This is a genomic window from Caulobacter sp. BE264 (assembly GCF_031457805.1).
In the GTDB taxonomy this organism is placed as follows: domain Bacteria; phylum Pseudomonadota; class Alphaproteobacteria; order Caulobacterales; family Caulobacteraceae; genus Caulobacter.
Genome location: NZ_JAVDXI010000006.1, coordinates 1 through 16,997 on the forward strand (window position 1 = coordinate 1; position 16,997 = coordinate 16,997).

Consider the following 16,997-nt stretch of genomic DNA (forward strand, 5'->3'; position numbering starts at 1 on the left):
GGGCTTCATCTTCGTTCCTTCGTCACTGCGACGAAGCCCAGATCCTCCTCAACTCACAACCTCAAATCTGTGCCAGTGGTGCTGACGGGGGACAGGCGCCGTGATCGCGGCCTCGTGGCGGCGCTCAGGATCAGAAGCGCTGCCGGCTTTTGCTTCCGCGGCCGCGGCCAGGCCTGGCCCGCGCGCATCCGGATCGGGCGAGGACGGCATTGCGGTTTGACAGGCTACGATGAGGGCCGACAGCACCAGAACGCCGCCCGTCTTGGCGACAACGGTGACGGCGGCCCGCACGTCAGGACGCTTGGTGAAAGACGAGGGCATAGATCAGACTCCCAGGGATCGCGTCACCGCAATAACTGGGACGCCAATCACACCGTTCTAGCCGTCGATTTCGCCAAATATACAGTTCTAGTATGTACCAGTTCTCAAAATCACTCCTATAAGTTCAGGAAATTTGAGGAAAATAGCAATGTGTAGAAATACTACTATTTTTGAATCCAAAATTTCCCGACATCTTGAAACTCTAGTTATATAAATTCTGTGTCGCGCGCCATTCGCTCGCGAGGACGCCGTAGATCAGGGAATCCCGGACGCCGATATGCGTGCGCCATTCCCCCCGAAGGCGGCCCTCAAGCGTAAAGCCAAGCGCCCGCAGCAGCATGATCGAGGGCTTGTTGTCCGGGTCGGTGTCGGCAAAGACGCGCCGCTGTCCTAGCGCGAAGAGTTGCTCAACGAGCATTGCGACAGCCTCGTACGCATAGCCCTGCCCTTGCGCCTCGCGCGCAACCAGGTAACCGATCTCCGATACGCCCTCGCGCTTCTGGCCGGTCGAAACAAAGCCGATGGCCTGCTCTTCACCCGTGCGCGTAATCGCCCATGACCGCCAATCTGACTGATCGTCCTGCGCAAAGTAGGCGCGCAGGTCCTCGACATGTTCAAAGGGGGCGCGGGACCACCACCGCATCATGTCTGGATCGGCCATGGTCGAGAACAGGGCGTAGGCGTCAGACGGGCGTCGCGGGCGAAGCCTCAGGCGGCGTGAGCTCGCCGCCTCCGCAATGACATCCAAGTTCAGCTGAGCGCGCTGCATTCACTTTCTCCTTTTTGAAGGGCGGCGCGCAGATGGCCCAGAAGGAGCGTCCTGCGGGGTCGCTTTACCGCCCGCGCGCCTTTGCGGCGGACCGCTGGGCCTAGCGCATCAGCGCGGCTCTGACGGCGGCGCTGTAGGTTTTTCCCACCCTGATTTCGGCGCCGTCGGTCAACACCAGGACCAGTGATGAGAAGGGTGCGGGTTTGATGCGAGCGATGGCTCCGCGGCGAACGATCGCGCTGCGGTGCACGCGCCAGAAGTCTCCTGGACTAAGCCGACGCTCGAGGGACGCCAGACTCTCTTGGTAGAGATAGTCGCTGGCCGGGACATGAATGCGGACATAGTCGCGGTCGGCCTGAAAATAGAGGATGGTTTCAGGCGGAATGCGCACGTAGTGGCCGCCGGACTTCACCCAGAAATCCCGCACCGGATCGGAATTGGCGTCCAGGTCGCGCTTGAGAGATGACAGGGTTTCCTGCAGCTCGACGATACGATCGGCCTGACCCTGGGCGTGGGCGGCGCTGCGCGCGCGAGTCATCGCCAGGGCAAAGCGCCCAGGCTCGATCGGCTTGGTGACGTAATCAATGGCGTTGGCGTCAAACGCCCGCAGCGCATGATGATCAAACGCCGTCACGAAGACGATAGCCGGCGCAGCGCCCCCTAGACGATCGAGCAGCTCAAACCCCGCGCCGCCGGGCATCTGGATATCAAGCAGGAGAATGTCGGGCATGCGCTCGTCGACGCGGGCCTTGGCCTGGATTATGTCGCCCGCTTCGCGGATCTCACCGACCCAGTCGAGCTTGTTGAGCAGTCGGATCAGTCGGCGACGCGCCAAGGGCTCGTCATCGACGACGAGGACCGATAGGGGCGTCATTCGGTCCTCCAGGGCAGGTCCAGCGCCGCGCGATAGACACCTGGCGCTGCGGGCCCCGCCGTGAACTGCCAGTCGTTTTGAAACCGCGCGCGAAGCCGACCCGCGACGTTCTTGAGCCCAACACCCATACCAAGGGGCTTTGGTCCGACCATCTCGACGGGCATGTTGTTTTCGACCACGACCTGCAGGCGGTCAGCCTCGCGTCGGGCCGAAAGCCAGATGCTCACCTGGCCGGCCATGGCGCCAACGCCGTGTTTGATGGCGTTTTCGATCAAGGGCTGGAGGATCAAGCTGGGCACCAGGGCGTGGCGCACGTCGTCAGGCATATCGATATGGAAGCTCATGCGATCCGAAAAGCGCTGGTGCTCGATCTCAAGATACTCTTCCTGAAGCGTCAGCTCTTCGGACAAGCGCACGTCATGGAAGGGATCAAGCGTCAACGTCGTGCGCAGGAAGGTCGACAGCGACAGCACCATTTGCTCTGCGCGCGTGGCCGAGCCTTCCTCAATCAGCCCGGCGATCGAGTTGAGCGTATTGAACAGAAAGTGCGGATTGATCTGATAGCGCAGGGCGCGCATTTGGGCCGAAAGCGCCTCTTCGCGCACCGCCGCCAGCCGTCGCTCACGATCACGAACATCCAGACTAAACAGTAGTGTCAGAAACACGCACGACCAGCCGAAGAACGCGACCCAACACATAAACAGGTCTTCGACATTGGCGCGAATAGAATAGTTCAAATTCGCAGACGCGAAGAAGACCCGATAGACCTCTCGCATAACAAAAAAATCAGCAAACGCGACGCAGGTCGCAATGATAAAGCAAACGATGACATTGTATATCATCTTGCTTCTGCGGAACTTCCAGACCGCGACCGACATGACGAAGTAAGACGTGACGCCGGCGATCAAATCGACCAGCATGGAGTAGCCCGCAAAGCCCTTGGGGTCGGCTTGGCCGGGTCCGGCCTCAAAGAACTGAGTCGCCGCGCCATAGATCAACGCCGTCAGACACAGGTAGGTCATCCCCAACCTGACCGCTTCCCCCACCAGGGCTCTTCGGCTCGGCGCTCCGTCGTCCATATCCATCGCCCCTGGTTCGCAAGGTTGGTAAGAATGACCTGCGGCCTGGTTTGTCATCCGTCAGCGTAGAACTGGTACACTTTAGAAATTGCTCGCACAGGCCCCTACGCCGACAAGGACGGCTGTTGATCCGCGCTAGGCGAGCCCCCCCATGAAGAGCGCGAACGGACTTGTCGCCGTGGGCATGATCCTTATCAGCGCGTTGATTTTCCTGCGCCACGATCTGAGGGGCTGGACTCCCAGCAATCCTGGTGACCCACGGTCCGTGGTCGAGCCGATCCGGCTGACTGATCGGCGCTTTTCCGTCTCAGATTGCCTGCCAGGAACGGTCAGCCCCTGGAACCTCCCGCAATCGGACGAACTCAATGGTGATGCGACGGCCACGGTGCTGTCTTGCCGAAGCCGAGAACACGCCATCCTCTTGGCCCTGGCCTATTTGGCCGCAGCGGCCCTGGGACTCGCCCTTTTTGCGCGTTCACGGCGCGGCCGTCCCTAGGGCCTTTCGCACGCCCACTAAAGACCCGCGCAGGCCGGCGGCGCGACATCGACAGCAATCAGAGCCCGATCGCCGCTCGTGGCGGTCAGACTAAGGCTTTGCACGCAGCTGGCCAGCCCGCGGTGCGCGCGGGTGCGCCGACAGGACATGGTGAGTGTTCCATCTTGTCCAGGCGTGGGCGGTGCGCAGCCAAACCCCGTCGCCTGCAAGGCCGCGAGGGCTTGGGCCAAGGGCGCGCCAAGCCTGATGCGGGCGCGAACCTCCTGCTCAAGCTTAGGCTGCGAGGCCGCCGAACAGCCCAGGAGGCAGGGCCAAAGCGCCACGAAGATCAGGACCGCTCGGGGTGCTAACCGGCCGATCACTCAAGCCCGCCCAGAACCTTGGCGGCGATGGTGAGCGTAAACTGCGGCTTGTGATCGGGGTAGAAGCCGGGCGCCTCGCCGAAGATCGCTGGATCCGAACCTGCGGGGGCCGCAAGGTCGCTGATCAGGTAGCGCAGGTTCAGCGCCTGCTCGGCCCTCAGATCGGTGGCTGCGATCGCCGCTACGAACCGCGCGCCTTGCGCCGAAGCGAAGCTGAAGGTCACGCTCTCAAGCGCCCAACGGCAGCGGCCGAGCCCGAAATAGTCTTCGTCGACCAGAGCGTCATCCCAGGCCCGAACAACAAAGCGCCCCTCGCCAGCGGTCTGGACAGACGCGGTCAGTCGATATCGCTGGGTCAGGCGCACCCCGCCCAAAGCGCGCTGATAGTCCATCGGCGTACAGTCGCGATTGTCCACGCGGTAATGGAGGCTCGCTCGGGGCGGTCCAATATCCGAGGTCAATCCGCGTAAGCTGAAGGTGATCTCGTGGCCCTTCTTGGGGGCCAGGCTCAGTTTTGGTTGGATGGCCGGCTGGGCCAGCGCAACCTGGCCAGGCTCGGCTGCAAGAACGCAAAGGCCTGCGGCGGCCAGGCCTTTGAGGACGTCGTGCGCGGCGCGCGCGCGCCGGCGAGGCGCGTTGGGGCGCAGATCGTAAAGTGTCATGGCGCCATGGGGTCTCTGGCCGCCCCTTCACCGTCAAGACGACGCGCCGCACCGGTACGCCAAGCCCTTCCCCTCCAAGGCATGGCAGCTTGGCTGACGCGCCTTTGGGCTCGCCAATGTGAAGCGAGTCGATGAGGGCGCGCTGCGGTGAAGCGATGCGCCCGGCCGCGATCGCCCTCACGCTCGTCGGTCCGAAACAGCCATTCGTCGATAAAAGTGACGTCGACCCCGGCTGACCAAGCCCTCCGCATGAGCCTGGATTGAAGGGGCCGCTGGGGCTCAGCAGAGTCAGGGCCTAGGACGACCAAGACTCTTGGAAAGAGTGTTTATGCCCGCTTTGCAGCTGATCAACGCCGCGCCTGGTGAGCCGGCCGCCATGTCCACCGGAAGGGGCCAGACCCTGTCGCTTGAGTCGGAGACGTCGATGATCCTCTTCGCCGTGCGCGCCGACAAGGCCCTGGACGCCGTCGAGACGCTGAAGACCGCTCTGCCGCAGGGCAGCTTGCTGTGCGCCGGCCCCAGCGGCGCGTGGCGCCCCGTAGAGACCGCGACCGACACCCGCGCGAGCCTGTCGGTCCGCCAGCTCGAAATCCTAAGGCTGCTGGGCAGCCGCATGTCCAACAAGGAGATTGGCCGAACCCTGGGCCTGTCGCACTTTACAGTGCGCAACCATATCTCGCAGCTTCTCAGGCTCTTCAACGTCCCCTCGCGCGGCGCGGCCGCGGCGCTCTGGGGCGGCGCTGATCTGTGAGCCGCCGCCGCGCGCTGCGGCGCTTGGCGCTATTGCTTTGCGCTGGTCCTTGGCTGTGGCCCCTGCACAGTCGGGCCGCCGAGCCTGAAGGTGCGCCGGGCGATGGCCTTGACCGGGTTATCGACGCGGCCATCGGCGACTGGAACCAGGATGGTCACCCTGACTTGGCCTTGTTGATTGCGCCCTCGTCCCCGACCACCTCGGTTATGGCCGAGTTGAGGGTCTATATCCGGCAAACACCAGATGGGTCTTTTCTCGCGCCGGCCCAAACGCTCGCCCAAAGCGTCTGGGGCTATTGGCCAAAGGCGGGCGGGCGCGGGCGAGAACCGTCGTTGCGAGTGGTCGGCGGCGCCTTGGCGATTGTCGAGCGCAACACATCCACAGGACGCTATCGGTTCCAGCGTCAACGCACCCTGGCCTGGCGCGAAGGCGGCTTCGTACTCGCAGGCCTTTCCGACGTCATCCACGATACGCAAAGCCAGACCCGCCTCCTCTGTGACCTCAACCTGCTCACAGGCCGAGGCTATCTCAACGGCAAGCCCGTGCGCATCGCCGCGCGAACGATCACACTGGCCGAGGCCGACGAGGGCCTGGCTTGCACCGACGTGATCCAGCCTTAGGGGCGGGCCGACGAGCAGCCCCTGACCTCAGACGCCTGGCTCTAGGCCCCATCTAGGGCCGGCGCTCCGTCACAGAAGGCCTCCACGGCGCGTCTGCGGCGGCGGCGTGAACCTGGGTCGGGCTTTGCGGGCAAGGCGCGTGGGGGGAGGATGCTCAGTAACGGCGCGGTTGGCCCTGACCTGCCCCCAAGGACGGGGATCAAGTTAGGGGGCCGCGCCGATGCTCAAGCCTTCACCGTCGCAAACGGCGTTTCGGACAGCGGCAGAAGTCGGGAGTCCTCAACCGCCGCAGTGCGGTGACCAAGCCCTGCGAGATATCCCGCATGGCTGGCGAAGGCGAGGAAGGACGCCACATCGGACTGTCTGATGAGCATCGCCAGATCCCACGTCTCATCGGCGGGGCCGATCAAGAAGGAACCGCCACGACCCAGAAACAGAATGTCGCCCCCCGTCTCCCGTAAGAACGGCAGCGTATGGTCAATATAGCGGTCGAACGCCTCGGCGCCGCTGATCGCCCCCGCCGGGGCCAGGTCGGGATGAGCCGAGTAGTCGGCCACATCCTTCAGGCGTAACAGGTTGAGCATAACGATGGGACCGGTGAGGCCGCGCTGGACCAATGCGCGCCCAGCCTCCTGGGTCGGTTCCAGGTAGGAAACAGTCTTGGCTGTGGTCATGGGGGCTCCGTGTCATGACGCGTCATGCGCCGGGTTGTCGCTCGCCCTGATAGCGAGGCGGATCGCAAGGGTTGCGAATGTCTTCAGGCCTCAGCGATCTGGCGTTCGGGTTGCGTGCATGCGTCCGCGTTCAACCTTGATTTTGATCTCACGCTGCTTGCGCTCCAAGCGCGCTGCACGCCGCCGCAAACGCCGCAGAGAGCACACCGCGCCAGGCCGCGAGCAGATGCGCGCGCGCATAGTCGGCGACCCCCAACGCGCTGTCGAAAAAGGGGTCTCCCATGGCCATGCGCCCCTGCAGGTCCGCCAGGCTCGCGCCCTCCAGTTGGTCGAGCGTTGAGGACGGACGGCTCTGCACGAGAAGCGCAGCGCCATAGAAAAGGTGGCTGAGCTGGCGTGCGACAACGAGCCGGGCGTGTTCCTGAACGCTCGCAGGGCGCCCGAAATAGCCGTCGAGAAGCCATTTCGCCTGGTCCTCGCCGTCCGTGTAGAAATTGGCGAGGGCGGCTAGATCAACATATCGATCGGCAAGACATGCGGCCTGCCAGTCGATGATCCAAAACCGCCGTCCGTCATAGATGACATTTCGCGGGTTAAGGTCGCCGTGACTGACCACCAGCTCAGGGTCGATCTTCCGATAGACCCTTTCAATCGCCGCCTGCGAGAAGGCCAGGTTTTCGAGCGCCGAAGCGCTGAGCCAAACCTTGGCCGTCTCAAGCAATCGGCCAAGGCGTTCGATATAGTCTGCGCCACCTGGAAAAGGGGGCGCTTGGTGAAGGAAGCGCACAGTCTGACCAAGCTCGGCCAGCCATGCTCCCGGCGCCCCCGGATGCTCCCGCACAGATCGGGCCTCCAGGTAGTCCATGATCGCAACGCCATCTTGAGGGCGGAGGTCGTAAAGACGCGGCGCGATGCAGGCTTCGGCGGCGATTTCCATCGCCCGCCAAGGGATGGCATCGGCGGCATGCGTCGGCTCTTCCACCTTCAGGACATAGGGTATTCCGCAGACCCGGATTTTGAGAACGCGCGCATCCGAGAGACCACCGTCGAGTGGGCGTGCGCCGTCGACCTCAGAGGCACCAAAGGCGCGCTGCAAGGCGTTCTTGACGCGAGGGGATCGGAGAAGGTTGTCCATTTTTTACCCGGATGTTTATCCGAAGAAATAATATCCGGGTAAATTTGTCAACCCGCTCCCAAAGAGCAGCGCGCGCGAGCGCTCCTCTGAGCGACGCAAGATGGCCTCAACAGTCTGGCATTGTCTGCGTCGGGTCGGCGTCTAGGCGCTGATAGCGCTGGCCAAACCGGCCATATCGCTGGGTGAAGCTGCGCGAACCGGTGAAATCAACGTCAAAGGACTTATCAGCAACGATGTTGCTGATCGCGCCCTTGATGGAGGCGACCTCGCCGCCATCCCGCGCCGCGCCCGTGTTGTCGTAAATGGCGCGGAAGGCGATCAAGTTGACCGGTCCCGACGCGGCCAGCTCCGTGAGGGTTGTGGTCTCACATCGAACGCCCTGCCAAACCCCGCCGGCCGTGGAGACGATCACCGGCGCCGCGCCAAACGCTGTTGAGATCTCCCACTCTGGCGGATCGCCCATGATCGCGCCGTCCAAGGCCTGCGGCCAGCGGCCCTCGACCCGGAAGGCGCCCTGCTCTTCCTTCAGGTAAAAGACGCCCAATGTCCCCGTGGTCGCAGGCAAGGCCTGCGCATGGGCGCCGGGCGCCACCAGCACCGCGCCGGTTGGCGTCCAGACAAGCTGGCCACGCCTATAGTGGTAGACCGCGCCGTCGCGGGTTTGCACGATCGGCTCGCGCCCGCCGAACACCGCGTGCATGGCCAGCTGAACCTGACGCTCCGGCGGACTTTGGCGCAGGCTTTCGGGTGAGATATCGGCGCGGACCGGGGTGTTCGCCACCGGGTTTGGCGCCGACGGGGCGGCTGACGTGAGGCCTTGGAGCCCCCAATCCTGAACGATCCCAAGCGCCGAGACCGCGCCGAGCCCTGCGGCGAGCGTCAAAGCCGCCAAGCCTCCCCAAAAGCGCCGACCGGACCGCCGCGACGCCAGCGCAGGCGCAGACGCTGTCACCCCGTCCAGCAGATGCGCCTTTTCGCGCTCGAACTCCGCCTGACTCAGGACGCCGGCCTGTCGTAGCCGCACCAACTGCTCATGATGTTCAAAAGGATCTGTCATTCCATCGCCATTGAGGTGGCCAGGGCGAAGCTCGAAAGTATCGGTCATGGCCGTTGGACCTTGAGCGGAGCTTGGCTAGCCTGCTCAAGGCTGGCTGCGCGCGTGAGCGCGCGCCGCGCTCCAGCCTCGTCGCGATCGAGCAAGGCGCCTTGGGTCAGCAGGTCCGCAAGATTGCGACACGCCGACGCGAGCTTGCCTTCACAGGCGAGCTGAAAAAGATCGCGCGCGGCCTCGCCGTTCGCGGGCGCGCCCCGCCCCTCCGCCGCCATCACGCCCAGCGCATTGCAGCCGGCCATCGCCCCACGATCGCAGGCGTCCAGATACCAACTGGCCACGCGGCGCCATTGGCTTGCGGTCTTGGCGTGGGCGGCGCTTTGAAAGCCAAGGCTGTAGCATGCGCCGCCTTCACCAAGCCGGCAGGCCTTCTGGAGCATGGCGCTGGCCTGGCGCTCTTGGGGCGCGCCGCCATACTGGCCCGCCAGCACCTGCGCGAGGCCAAGACAGGCCAAGGCTGCATGTCGTCGGCAAGCGCGGTCCAACAGCGTCCGCGCTTTGGCGAGATCCTGAGCAACGCCATCGCCGTTGAGCAACTGGGTGGCGAAATTGGCGCAGCCGTCGGCGCTTCCCAGATCACACGCGCGCTTATTGAGCCTCGCGGCCTTGGCCGGGTCTAAGGGCCCTGCGGTCCCCGTATGGGCGAAGATCGCCAGATTGTAGCAGCCCAGCGGACCACCGGATTGGCACTCGGCCTCGAAATAGAGCGCCGCCAGATCATAGTCTTCGCGACCGACCGCCGCCTCAGCGCGAAGCATATTGGCGCTAAGGCCCCTATCGTCTCCGGGCGCGGCAAGGCTCAGCGCAGGCGTCAAGATCACCGCACTCATGAAGAGCGCGTACAGCAAGGCGGCCGCGGCGCCCTTAGCCGTCCCCACGCTCATTGGCGCTTGGACGCGCGTCTCTGGCGAATATCCGCCACAAGCGCCCAGCACGTGTCCGTGGGCTCAAACAATAGCTGGCCATCGGTGCGCCGCGCGGGATCATAGGGCCTGCCGTCGAGATCAAAGGCCGCGCCTCGATCATCGCCGCCGTCAGACAGACCATCGTAACGCACGCGGGTCCATTCGACGGAAATCTGGTTTGACTGGCTTTGGTTGATTTCAAGCTTGACGTACTCATCGTCGTCGCCGGGACGAAGAGGCTGGGCGGTCTTGTAGTCGTAGTCGACGATCTGGATGGGAAATTCCCGGTAAGCGCGCCCGTCAATGCGCCTCTGCGTCCGGCGCCCAGTCACTGGGTCCAACTGGATAAGATTGATGGTTCTTGCGGCATACTTTTTCCTCACCGCGTCTGAGCGGGCGAAAGCCTCAAAGAACGTGGTGTAGCCGTCCGCGCCAGGTGATCGGCAAGCCTTGGCGGCGGACTCCAACATCAAGCGATCGCTTTCGCTCAGCGGCTTGGTTGCTGGCGCGCTTGTCGGATCAGGGTTGGGGCGCGCATCGCCGGCTTGTCGGGGCGATGGCGACGAGGCCCTCGTTTCAGTCGCGACATGGTCTTGACCGCAGGCGCAGAGCCCAAGGAGCGCTAGGTACGCCAGACGCATCATCAAGCCGCTCCGATCCATGGGGCTCCTGGGCAGGGTCATGACGGCCGCCGCGCGCGACGGCCCATCGACGGGTTCGATGTCGATTATCCAATGGCTTGGGTTTCGTCCGGAACTGCGGTGTACCGGTTCATCGCGATCGCCTGCGGGCGCTCGAACTTCGCTACGATCCGGGCATGATCGCAGTTCTGAAACTTGGCTTCCTCGTCCTACTGCTGTCTGCGGGACTGACATCGGTTGAGGTTGCGCCGACCTTTTCGGATTCTGCGGCGAAGGGATCTTTGATGGTCCTGGCCGGCCGGTCCATACCGGTGGCGTTTCATGGCGTCTGGGCCGAGCCAAGCGATCTCTGCGCAAGGCCAGGCGATCGCAAAGCCCGGCTGGTGATCGGTCCCCGGGCGATCAACGCCCTTAGGGTGGTCGGTGTTGAAGCCTATAGCGACCACCCCGCCATTGTCGCCAGGCTGCGCGACAAGAGCGGCGGCAAGCGGCGTCTTTTTCTCGATATCAGTACAAACCACCGATACATCCGCGTCTCGACGGGATCGGGCGATCATGGTCAGATTTGGCGGCGCTGCGCGCGACCTTCGCCGCGGTCAAGGTAGCCGCCTCCGACGAGCCGGCGCCCCGTCGCTGCCCCCCCATCCAGTGGCCGAGCCTGAGCCCAAGAGATCCGATCGAAGGAGCGCCTACGCTCAAGAGCGGCGAGCGCGAGGTCCCAAGGCCCAAGCGCGATCGGCCAAGGCGCCGGCGCGCCGCGCGATGCACTGGTACACCTTCGCATCATCCATCTGACCGCAGGTTTGGATAACCTTGGTCATCGCCACGAAAGATGGCGCTGCGCGCTGACGCCATGGAAGACGTATGCAAGCCCTTGCTGTTTGCCTTTGCTTGCTGATCGGGCTGGGCGGCTTGGCGACCTCCAAGCCGCCCCTCCCCGTTTCGCAATCTGTGACACCTGAAGCGCAGGCTCTCATCGCCCCGATCCTTGAGGCCATCGCGGCCGAGCAGCGGCGGCAAGCCTTGCTGCCGCCGCCCAAGGATGACCGCGAGCGGATCATCCGACTGGGACTGCTGGATCAGGTCGGCCGGCAGATGGAGGCCCAGTTGGATCTGTCTGAGCTTCCAGAAGGCGCCCGCGCCTTGGCCTACGCCACGCTGGCGAGAGAGATGCAGGCGGTTGACCGGGCCAATCAGGCTGCTCTGCTGGCGATGGTGCCTCCAGAGGGCTGGTTCTATCGCAGCCGTTACGGCGCTGAGGCGTCTGACGCTGCGTTTTTGATCGTCCAGCACGCCAATCCTGAGCTTTGGCGGAGGTTTGCGCCGGTTCTGGAGCCGCTAGCGCAAAGCGGAGAGATCCACGGGGCGATGTACGCCTTGATGTATGACCGGCTGGCCCTGGCCGAAGGGCGCCCGCAAAGGTACGGCAGCCAGATGGTCTGCTTGGAGGGGCGCTTTGTTGTCGCCCCCTTGGAAGACCGCGAGGGTGTCGACGATCGCCGCGCGGTCCTGGGGATAGGTCCCCTGGCCCACTACGAAGCGCAGTTTGCGCAAAGACCGCCCTGCTCGGGCTAGCGGGCGCTGATCGAACGTATTTCGATTCAAGCCCAGGGCGAGCCCTAGGCGGGTCCGCCGGTCTGATCGTGCGATCAGACCGAACGACGTTGGATCCAGTCCTTGCACGAGGCCCGCTGGGACGAGCTTCGCGACAAGACCCTTGGCGCGTATAGGCCAGCGACAGCCTTTCGGGGCCTGACGCCTTAGCCTCTCAACAGGCGGGCGGCGGCCTTTCCGCAAATTGAGGCGCGTTTGGGCTCGCAACGGACGTCGCGCGTAGACGCCTCTGCCGAAGATGCGGGCTTCCTCCGCGCCGCCTCATTTAGGCATTCAAGACCTCCATCACCATGTAATCACGATCACTGTCAAATTATGTACATGTAAAACTGCGCCGATAGGCAGAATATGCCGCCACATGAGGTCGAAATCGAAATATATAGAACCTATAAGGAATAGAATTCAGGCCAATAGCTTCAACATTAATCGCCGATTTTTGGCACAATTATTGCATCAAAAGCACTGAAGGTCATACAGATGTGCGGACATCATGCAATTTTTCAACTCCACAAGAACCGTTTCGTCTTTCGGGGCCTCGACCCTGACCCAGACACAGGCCGCCACGACAGCCAGCGCGGGGAGCGCGACGGGCGAGAGCGCGACCAGCGCCAAATCAGCCAAAGAGGCGTTCCTCGACTACGCCAAACTCACCCCGGCACAGAAGATGCGCGCGGCGATCCTGAGCAAACTCAACATCACCGAGGAGGAGCTCAAAGCGATGCCGCCAAAGAAGCGTCAAAAGATCGAAGAACAGATCAAGGAAATGATCAAACAGCAGGTGATGGGCGGAGACAAAGATAAGATCCAGCGCGGCGCCTTGCTCGATCTCACCGCCTAGAACCGTTCAACCAAACCCGTGCCAGACACCAATGGCGCCAGAAGGCGGCCTCGTCGCCGTCTGGCGCCCTGCGCCTGGCCCGTCGAGGGCGCAGCCGCGCCGCTGAAGGCCCTCTTGCAAAGGCTAGGTCCGCCCCGCGAAGCCAAGGCGAACGTCGCTAGCGCCCCAAACCTGCTCTGAAACCAGAAGACGCCTCGAGGGTCTCGGGGTGACGAATCTTTTCCAAAGCGATCATACCGCTGCGAGCTGAAACCCCTTGGGGTCCAGCATAGACCACGAAGAGATCGCCCCATTGGCCGCGCGCGATGTCGGAGGGCGCGCAGCTAGGGCGCAGCGAGAGGGTCAGGGTTATAGAGGTCCGCGCAAGCCCGCCTTTGAGGACAGCGCGCGGGAGCAGGACCACGTCGCGCGTTAGCCCGCCTGACGGCGTGTCCGGTCTTAGATCCTGCGTCGTCGACGGCCCAAGCGCGATGATCTCCGCGATAAACACGGTGCTTGCCCCGGACCAGGCTTCAGCCTGCACCGCGAGCTGATCTGCGTCGCGATCGGCCGCGCTCTGGTTCAGCCGAGGAATGCAGGCCAGAGCGCGGCCCGGGGTGAATAAGGCAAAGGCGATCGCACAGGTGAGGGCTGCCACCGCCTGCTTCATCACTCTCCCCTTTTCGGCCCCCCTCTATCTATCCAGGATAAGTCGGCGGTGTCGTGATCGCGCGAGGTACTGGTACATGCGGCGATCGGGGCCAACGCCGCCGCGCCCCAGAAAAATCATAAGCCGCCCGACAAGGCCCCGTTCGGGGCCGCGCTCACAGCCTGATCGTCCCCCACAATCCTTGGGCTTCGCGTCAGGCGCCAGCGGTTGCCATGGCGCTGTCCCGGTGCACCGCCACTGATGGCGATGCCGCTGCAGACTCTAGATACTCGGCCGACCATCGTCGTAGGAGCACAGGCTTGCTAGAGATCATCCTTGCCGCGGCCGTTACCGCCGTCCAGATCGGCGATCTCGACACCCACCGGTTGTGGAGCGTCGCCTGCGACAATCAGCATGTCTGCCACGCAACCACGCCCCACGCAGGGGCGAGGTCCGAAAAGCTTGAGATCGGCGCCATCGCCCAAAGGACCATCGGATTGGCGATCCATCGCGATCCTGGCGCCAACGCGGCGCCTTATATCCGCTTCTTGCCGTGCGACCTCTGCACGCCCGACAACGCTCCTGATCCAACGCAAGTTCGTGAGCTTGCCGTTCTCGATACGGCCGGCAGGCCCATCTTCAGGCTGCAACTCAATGCAAGGGAAGCACGCCGCGCAAACACGCCAGCGGGCCTGGCCTTCCCGGCCGATTCTGGCCTTTTCCTAGCGATGGCCGTCGGAGAAACGCTCGATTTTGGCGACACATCTCTGCAAAGCTTTGCAAAAGCCTCACTGAGAGGTGCGCGCGACGCGCTACGGGCCATGGATATGAACCAACTTCGATCGGGCGCCGTCACCGCCTTGCTTGAGCGCGGTGGCAGAAAAATCCGCCGCTCTGCTCGGGCGAAGTACGAAGCAGAGACCCTAACGGCATCCTCGCCGGGCTCGGCCGATCCCGCTCCCCCGCTCGCCCAACCGTGATTCGTGTTGCTGGTCCTTGCTAAGCCCGCGACCTGGTTACCTCCGCGGGCCTTGGCCGTGCTCAGCCCGTCGCCCTACTCTACAGCAACTATCTTCAGCTAAGTTCATTCGATCTCACAAAACGTTATGCACGCTCTGGCGATGCGGCGGATCCCGCAAGCAATCCGCCATCGATGTTCAGCTCGACGCCCGTCATGTATGCGGCCTCGTCGGACCCCAGCATGACGGCAACTGCCGCAACCTCGTCCGGATTCCCAAACCGCTTGAGCGGCGTGTCACGCACGAGTGCGGCCATTCTGATCTCTCTTTCTGGACCACTACCCAGCATCGGCTCCCACATCGGCGTGAGGATGGCCGCGGGGTGTATTGAGTTGCAGCGGATCGCCAAACCCTCAGTGGCGCAGTAAAGAGCGACCGTTTTAGTGTGGTTTCGGATCGCGGCTTTTGAAGATGCATAAGCAGCCGCAGCGGGAACTCCCACCAGTCCTGAGCGGGACGAAATGTTTATAATAGAACCCACTCCAGAAGCCCTCATGGCACGGATGGCGTATTTGCAACCCAGGAACACCCCATCCAAGTTTATCTGATGGACTCTGCGCCAGTCCTCCAAACTTGCATGCTCCGGATCATGGGCTGCGGTCCCGCTTTCGAAGCCTGTGACGCCGGCATTGTTGACGAGGATGTCCAGCCCGCAACCGGCTAGGGCCGTCTCCATAACCGCGCGCCAATCAGACTCCTCGGAAACATCTAGGTGGTGGTAGTGAGCCTTCGGGCCAAGGTTGGACGCCAGCGCCGCCCCAGGCACGTCGTTTATGTCGGTTAGGTGCACGGTTGCGCCCTCTGCGACAAAGGCCCTCGCGATAGCTTCGCCAATGCCTTGGGCGGCCCCTGTGATCAGCGCCGTCTTTCCGTCTAGTCTTCCCATAGCTTGCTTCCCTTCAGCTACGCATAACGCCGTGACGATGTACCAGCTCGCCGGCCATCGCGGAGCGTCGCCTCCGCCTTAAACGCCGCCAAGCAGCAGACTCTGAAAAGGGCCTCACCTGTACCGGTTCACCGGCAGCGACGAGATGCCCTTTCGCCGACGAAGCCCCCATGCAAAGTTCGCGCAAATTTTGGGGGGACTGTTATGGGGTTTTCGAGACGCGCCATCTTGAGCGGCGCCGCCGCCAGCACGGTAAGTGCGACCTTCAGCGCACCTAGCTATGCACAACCCTCGACGCTCAGCGCAGGCATAGACGCCGCAGCGCGAACTGCCTTGGACGCAGGAGCCTGCCCAGGGATCGCCGTTGCGATCGGACGGCGCGGAAAGCCGCTTTTTGTGAAAGACTATGGCTTTGCGAACCTAGAGACTGGAACGCCCGTCGATAGCCGCAGCGTCTTTCGTATCGCCTCACTTACAAAGCAATTCACGGCGGTCGCCGCCCTGAAGCTTGCCGCGAACGGCGCGCTCAACCTCGACGAAGCCGTTCAGACCTACTTGCCCGCTTTCGCCTCCGCAGAGCGTTTCAGCGTTCGCGAATTGATGATCCACACCGCCGGCCTCAGCGATGAGGCGCCAGCCCCCGCCCAGGTGGATCAAGAAGGCACGACCTCCTCCCTCGAGCTCGCTCAGGAGATCGCCAAGCAGCCAAAGCTGTTCGACTTCTCGCCTGGCACGGCTTGGCTCTACAGTAATGCGAACTACAAAGTTCTGGGCGCTGTCATTGAGCAGGTCACGGGCAAACCTTTGGCCACCGCGATGTCGGAGCTTGTAACTCAACCCTTAGGCTTGGAAAGCCTTGCGTTCGACTCGAACAGCGCTGTCGTTTCAGGACGCGTGAGCGGATACGCAGCTGCCGATGGGGCGGCGAGGTTTAGGAACGCCGACCACATCGATATCACGAAGGCCGGCGCCTCGGGGGCCATGCGGGGGACTGCAGCCGAGCTCATGCGGTGGCACGACTTGCTCTTGTCCGGCGCTCTACTCGACAAGGCGAGGGTGCAAGAACTTCTCACGCCGGGCCGTCTGCGAGACGGCCGGCTCAGCGGCGCGAACCGGTTCAATCCGCAAGATGCTGGGTACGGCGAGACCCAGTATGCGCTGGGCTTGCTGGTGTCGCCCTCCGCCAAGCTCGGCCCCCTTGTTCAGCACTACGGATACATTGAGGGTTTTTCGGCTTGTCTGGAAACCTACACAGACCATGGCGTGACTATGGCAGTCCTATGCAACGGCGAGGTCGGTCCAAACTTGCCATTCAGAGGCATTAGACGGGCGATCGTAGCTCACTTGTCAGCCTGACAAGGCTGCCTGCTCGAACAGGCTATGAAAGAGTAAAGGTAGGTTCAAAAAGGCGCTCTCAATAATTCGCCGAATACGAACACGCTCTACTGATGACTAAGTAACTTCCCGGTTTTACCGGGATCTGCATATGCCAGTCCCCCGGCTGGCGCTTTCAAAAAGCGCGGCAGACATTAGTCTTCGCAAGCAGGTCCTCTCTACCGGAGGAACACATCTCGGCTCAGGGCGCGGCGAAGAATGAGGCGGCCGAAGCGGG

General features: G+C 63.1%; 20 protein-coding genes. 8 read left to right on the top strand and 12 right to left on the bottom strand.

All coding sequences use genetic code 11. From position 1 onward, the window contains the following. Window positions 1-48 precede the first annotated feature (48 nt). From J2X45_RS14790 to J2X45_RS14805, 4 genes are all read right to left on the bottom strand, one after another. The gene (locus J2X45_RS14790; RefSeq protein WP_310216080.1) at window positions 49-321 is read right to left on the bottom strand and encodes a hypothetical protein; all 273 of its coding nucleotides are present in this window, start codon (window positions 319-321) and stop codon (window positions 49-51) included. 202 nt (window positions 322-523) lie between these two features. Further along, complete coding sequence (locus J2X45_RS14795) at window positions 524-1,090, bottom strand: GNAT family protein (protein ID WP_310216082.1); 567 nt, start codon at window positions 1,088-1,090, stop codon at window positions 524-526. A 100-nt stretch (window positions 1,091-1,190) separates the two neighbouring features. After that, entirely contained in the window at window positions 1,191-1,964 is a 774-nt protein-coding gene (locus J2X45_RS14800) for a LytTR family DNA-binding domain-containing protein (protein ID WP_310216083.1), read from the bottom strand. Further along, a complete protein-coding gene (locus J2X45_RS14805) occupies window positions 1,961-3,049 on the bottom strand; it encodes a histidine kinase (RefSeq protein WP_310216086.1) in 1,089 nt (362 codons plus the stop codon). Before J2X45_RS14805 ends, J2X45_RS14800 begins: the two co-directional genes overlap by 4 nt. Before the next feature lie 145 nt (window positions 3,050-3,194). Between J2X45_RS14805 and J2X45_RS14810 the strand changes: the two genes are divergently transcribed. After that, window positions 3,195-3,539 (top strand): hypothetical protein, encoded by a 345-nt coding sequence (locus tag J2X45_RS14810; protein ID WP_310216088.1) that lies wholly within the window; start codon window positions 3,195-3,197, stop codon window positions 3,537-3,539. A gap of 358 nt (window positions 3,540-3,897) precedes the next feature. Here the strand turns inward: J2X45_RS14810 and J2X45_RS14815 are convergent, their stop codons facing one another. Then, on the bottom strand, window positions 3,898-4,563 hold the full coding sequence (locus J2X45_RS14815; protein WP_310216092.1) for a hypothetical protein: 666 nt from the start codon (window positions 4,561-4,563) through the stop codon (window positions 3,898-3,900). A 328-nt stretch (window positions 4,564-4,891) separates the two neighbouring features. On the opposite strand from J2X45_RS14815, the gene J2X45_RS14820 reads away from it, so the two are divergent. Together J2X45_RS14820 and J2X45_RS14825 are read left to right on the top strand one after the other, a co-directional pair. Then, on the top strand, window positions 4,892-5,314 hold the full coding sequence (locus J2X45_RS14820) for a LuxR C-terminal-related transcriptional regulator (protein ID WP_310216095.1): 423 nt from the start codon (window positions 4,892-4,894) through the stop codon (window positions 5,312-5,314). Next, window positions 5,311-5,934: a hypothetical protein gene (locus tag J2X45_RS14825; RefSeq protein ID WP_310216098.1), complete on the top strand. Its 624-nt coding sequence runs from the start codon at window positions 5,311-5,313 to the stop codon at window positions 5,932-5,934. The genes J2X45_RS14820 and J2X45_RS14825 overlap by 4 nt, the downstream gene beginning before the upstream one ends. Before the next feature lie 224 nt (window positions 5,935-6,158). Here the strand turns inward: J2X45_RS14825 and J2X45_RS14830 are convergent, their stop codons facing one another. The 5 genes from J2X45_RS14830 to J2X45_RS14850 form a co-directional block, all read right to left on the bottom strand. Next, window positions 6,159-6,608, bottom strand: coding sequence for a DUF1330 domain-containing protein (locus J2X45_RS14830; RefSeq protein WP_310216101.1), 450 nt, complete (start codon window positions 6,606-6,608; stop codon window positions 6,159-6,161). Window positions 6,609-6,756: 148 nt separating this feature from the next. After that, on the bottom strand, window positions 6,757-7,743 hold the full coding sequence (locus tag J2X45_RS14835; RefSeq protein ID WP_310216104.1) for a phosphotransferase: 987 nt from the start codon (window positions 7,741-7,743) through the stop codon (window positions 6,757-6,759). Window positions 7,744-7,849: 106 nt separating this feature from the next. Beyond that, entirely contained in the window at window positions 7,850-8,800 is a 951-nt protein-coding gene (locus J2X45_RS14840) for a hypothetical protein (protein WP_310216108.1), read from the bottom strand. A 44-nt stretch (window positions 8,801-8,844) separates the two neighbouring features. Next, window positions 8,845-9,612 carry a tetratricopeptide repeat protein gene (locus J2X45_RS14845; protein WP_310216111.1) on the bottom strand — a complete coding sequence of 256 codons (768 nt, stop codon included), beginning with the start codon at window positions 9,610-9,612 and terminating at the stop codon, window positions 8,845-8,847. A 122-nt stretch (window positions 9,613-9,734) separates the two neighbouring features. Continuing rightward, complete coding sequence (locus J2X45_RS14850; RefSeq protein WP_310216115.1) at window positions 9,735-10,403, bottom strand: hypothetical protein; 669 nt, start codon at window positions 10,401-10,403, stop codon at window positions 9,735-9,737. Window positions 10,404-10,576: 173 nt separating this feature from the next. Between J2X45_RS14850 and J2X45_RS14855 the strand changes: the two genes are divergently transcribed. The 3 genes from J2X45_RS14855 (at window position 10,577) to J2X45_RS14865 (ending at window position 12,852) form a co-directional block, all read left to right on the top strand. Beyond that, entirely contained in the window at window positions 10,577-11,005 is a 429-nt protein-coding gene (locus tag J2X45_RS14855; protein ID WP_310216118.1) for a hypothetical protein, read from the top strand. 259 nt (window positions 11,006-11,264) lie between these two features. Beyond that, on the top strand, window positions 11,265-11,975 hold the full coding sequence (locus tag J2X45_RS14860) for a DUF6624 domain-containing protein (protein ID WP_310216120.1): 711 nt from the start codon (window positions 11,265-11,267) through the stop codon (window positions 11,973-11,975). A gap of 529 nt (window positions 11,976-12,504) precedes the next feature. Beyond that, window positions 12,505-12,852 (top strand): hypothetical protein, encoded by a 348-nt coding sequence (locus J2X45_RS14865; protein WP_310216124.1) that lies wholly within the window; start codon window positions 12,505-12,507, stop codon window positions 12,850-12,852. A 157-nt stretch (window positions 12,853-13,009) separates the two neighbouring features. Here J2X45_RS14865 and J2X45_RS14870 read toward each other — a convergent pair whose 3' ends face one another. Then, on the bottom strand, window positions 13,010-13,501 hold the full coding sequence (locus J2X45_RS14870; protein WP_310216125.1) for a hypothetical protein: 492 nt from the start codon (window positions 13,499-13,501) through the stop codon (window positions 13,010-13,012). 299 nt (window positions 13,502-13,800) lie between these two features. On the opposite strand from J2X45_RS14870, the gene J2X45_RS14875 reads away from it, so the two are divergent. Continuing rightward, window positions 13,801-14,460, top strand: coding sequence for a DUF1176 domain-containing protein (locus J2X45_RS14875; RefSeq protein WP_310216128.1), 660 nt, complete (start codon window positions 13,801-13,803; stop codon window positions 14,458-14,460). A 124-nt stretch (window positions 14,461-14,584) separates the two neighbouring features. Here J2X45_RS14875 and J2X45_RS14880 read toward each other — a convergent pair whose 3' ends face one another. Continuing rightward, window positions 14,585-15,385, bottom strand: a complete 801-nt coding sequence (locus J2X45_RS14880) for an SDR family oxidoreductase (protein ID WP_310216130.1) — start codon at window positions 15,383-15,385, stop codon at window positions 14,585-14,587. A gap of 228 nt (window positions 15,386-15,613) precedes the next feature. Between J2X45_RS14880 and J2X45_RS14885 the strand changes: the two genes are divergently transcribed. Continuing rightward, window positions 15,614-16,741, top strand: coding sequence for a serine hydrolase domain-containing protein (locus tag J2X45_RS14885; RefSeq protein ID WP_310216134.1), 1,128 nt, complete (start codon window positions 15,614-15,616; stop codon window positions 16,739-16,741). The last annotated feature ends 256 nt before the right edge of the window (window positions 16,742-16,997 follow it).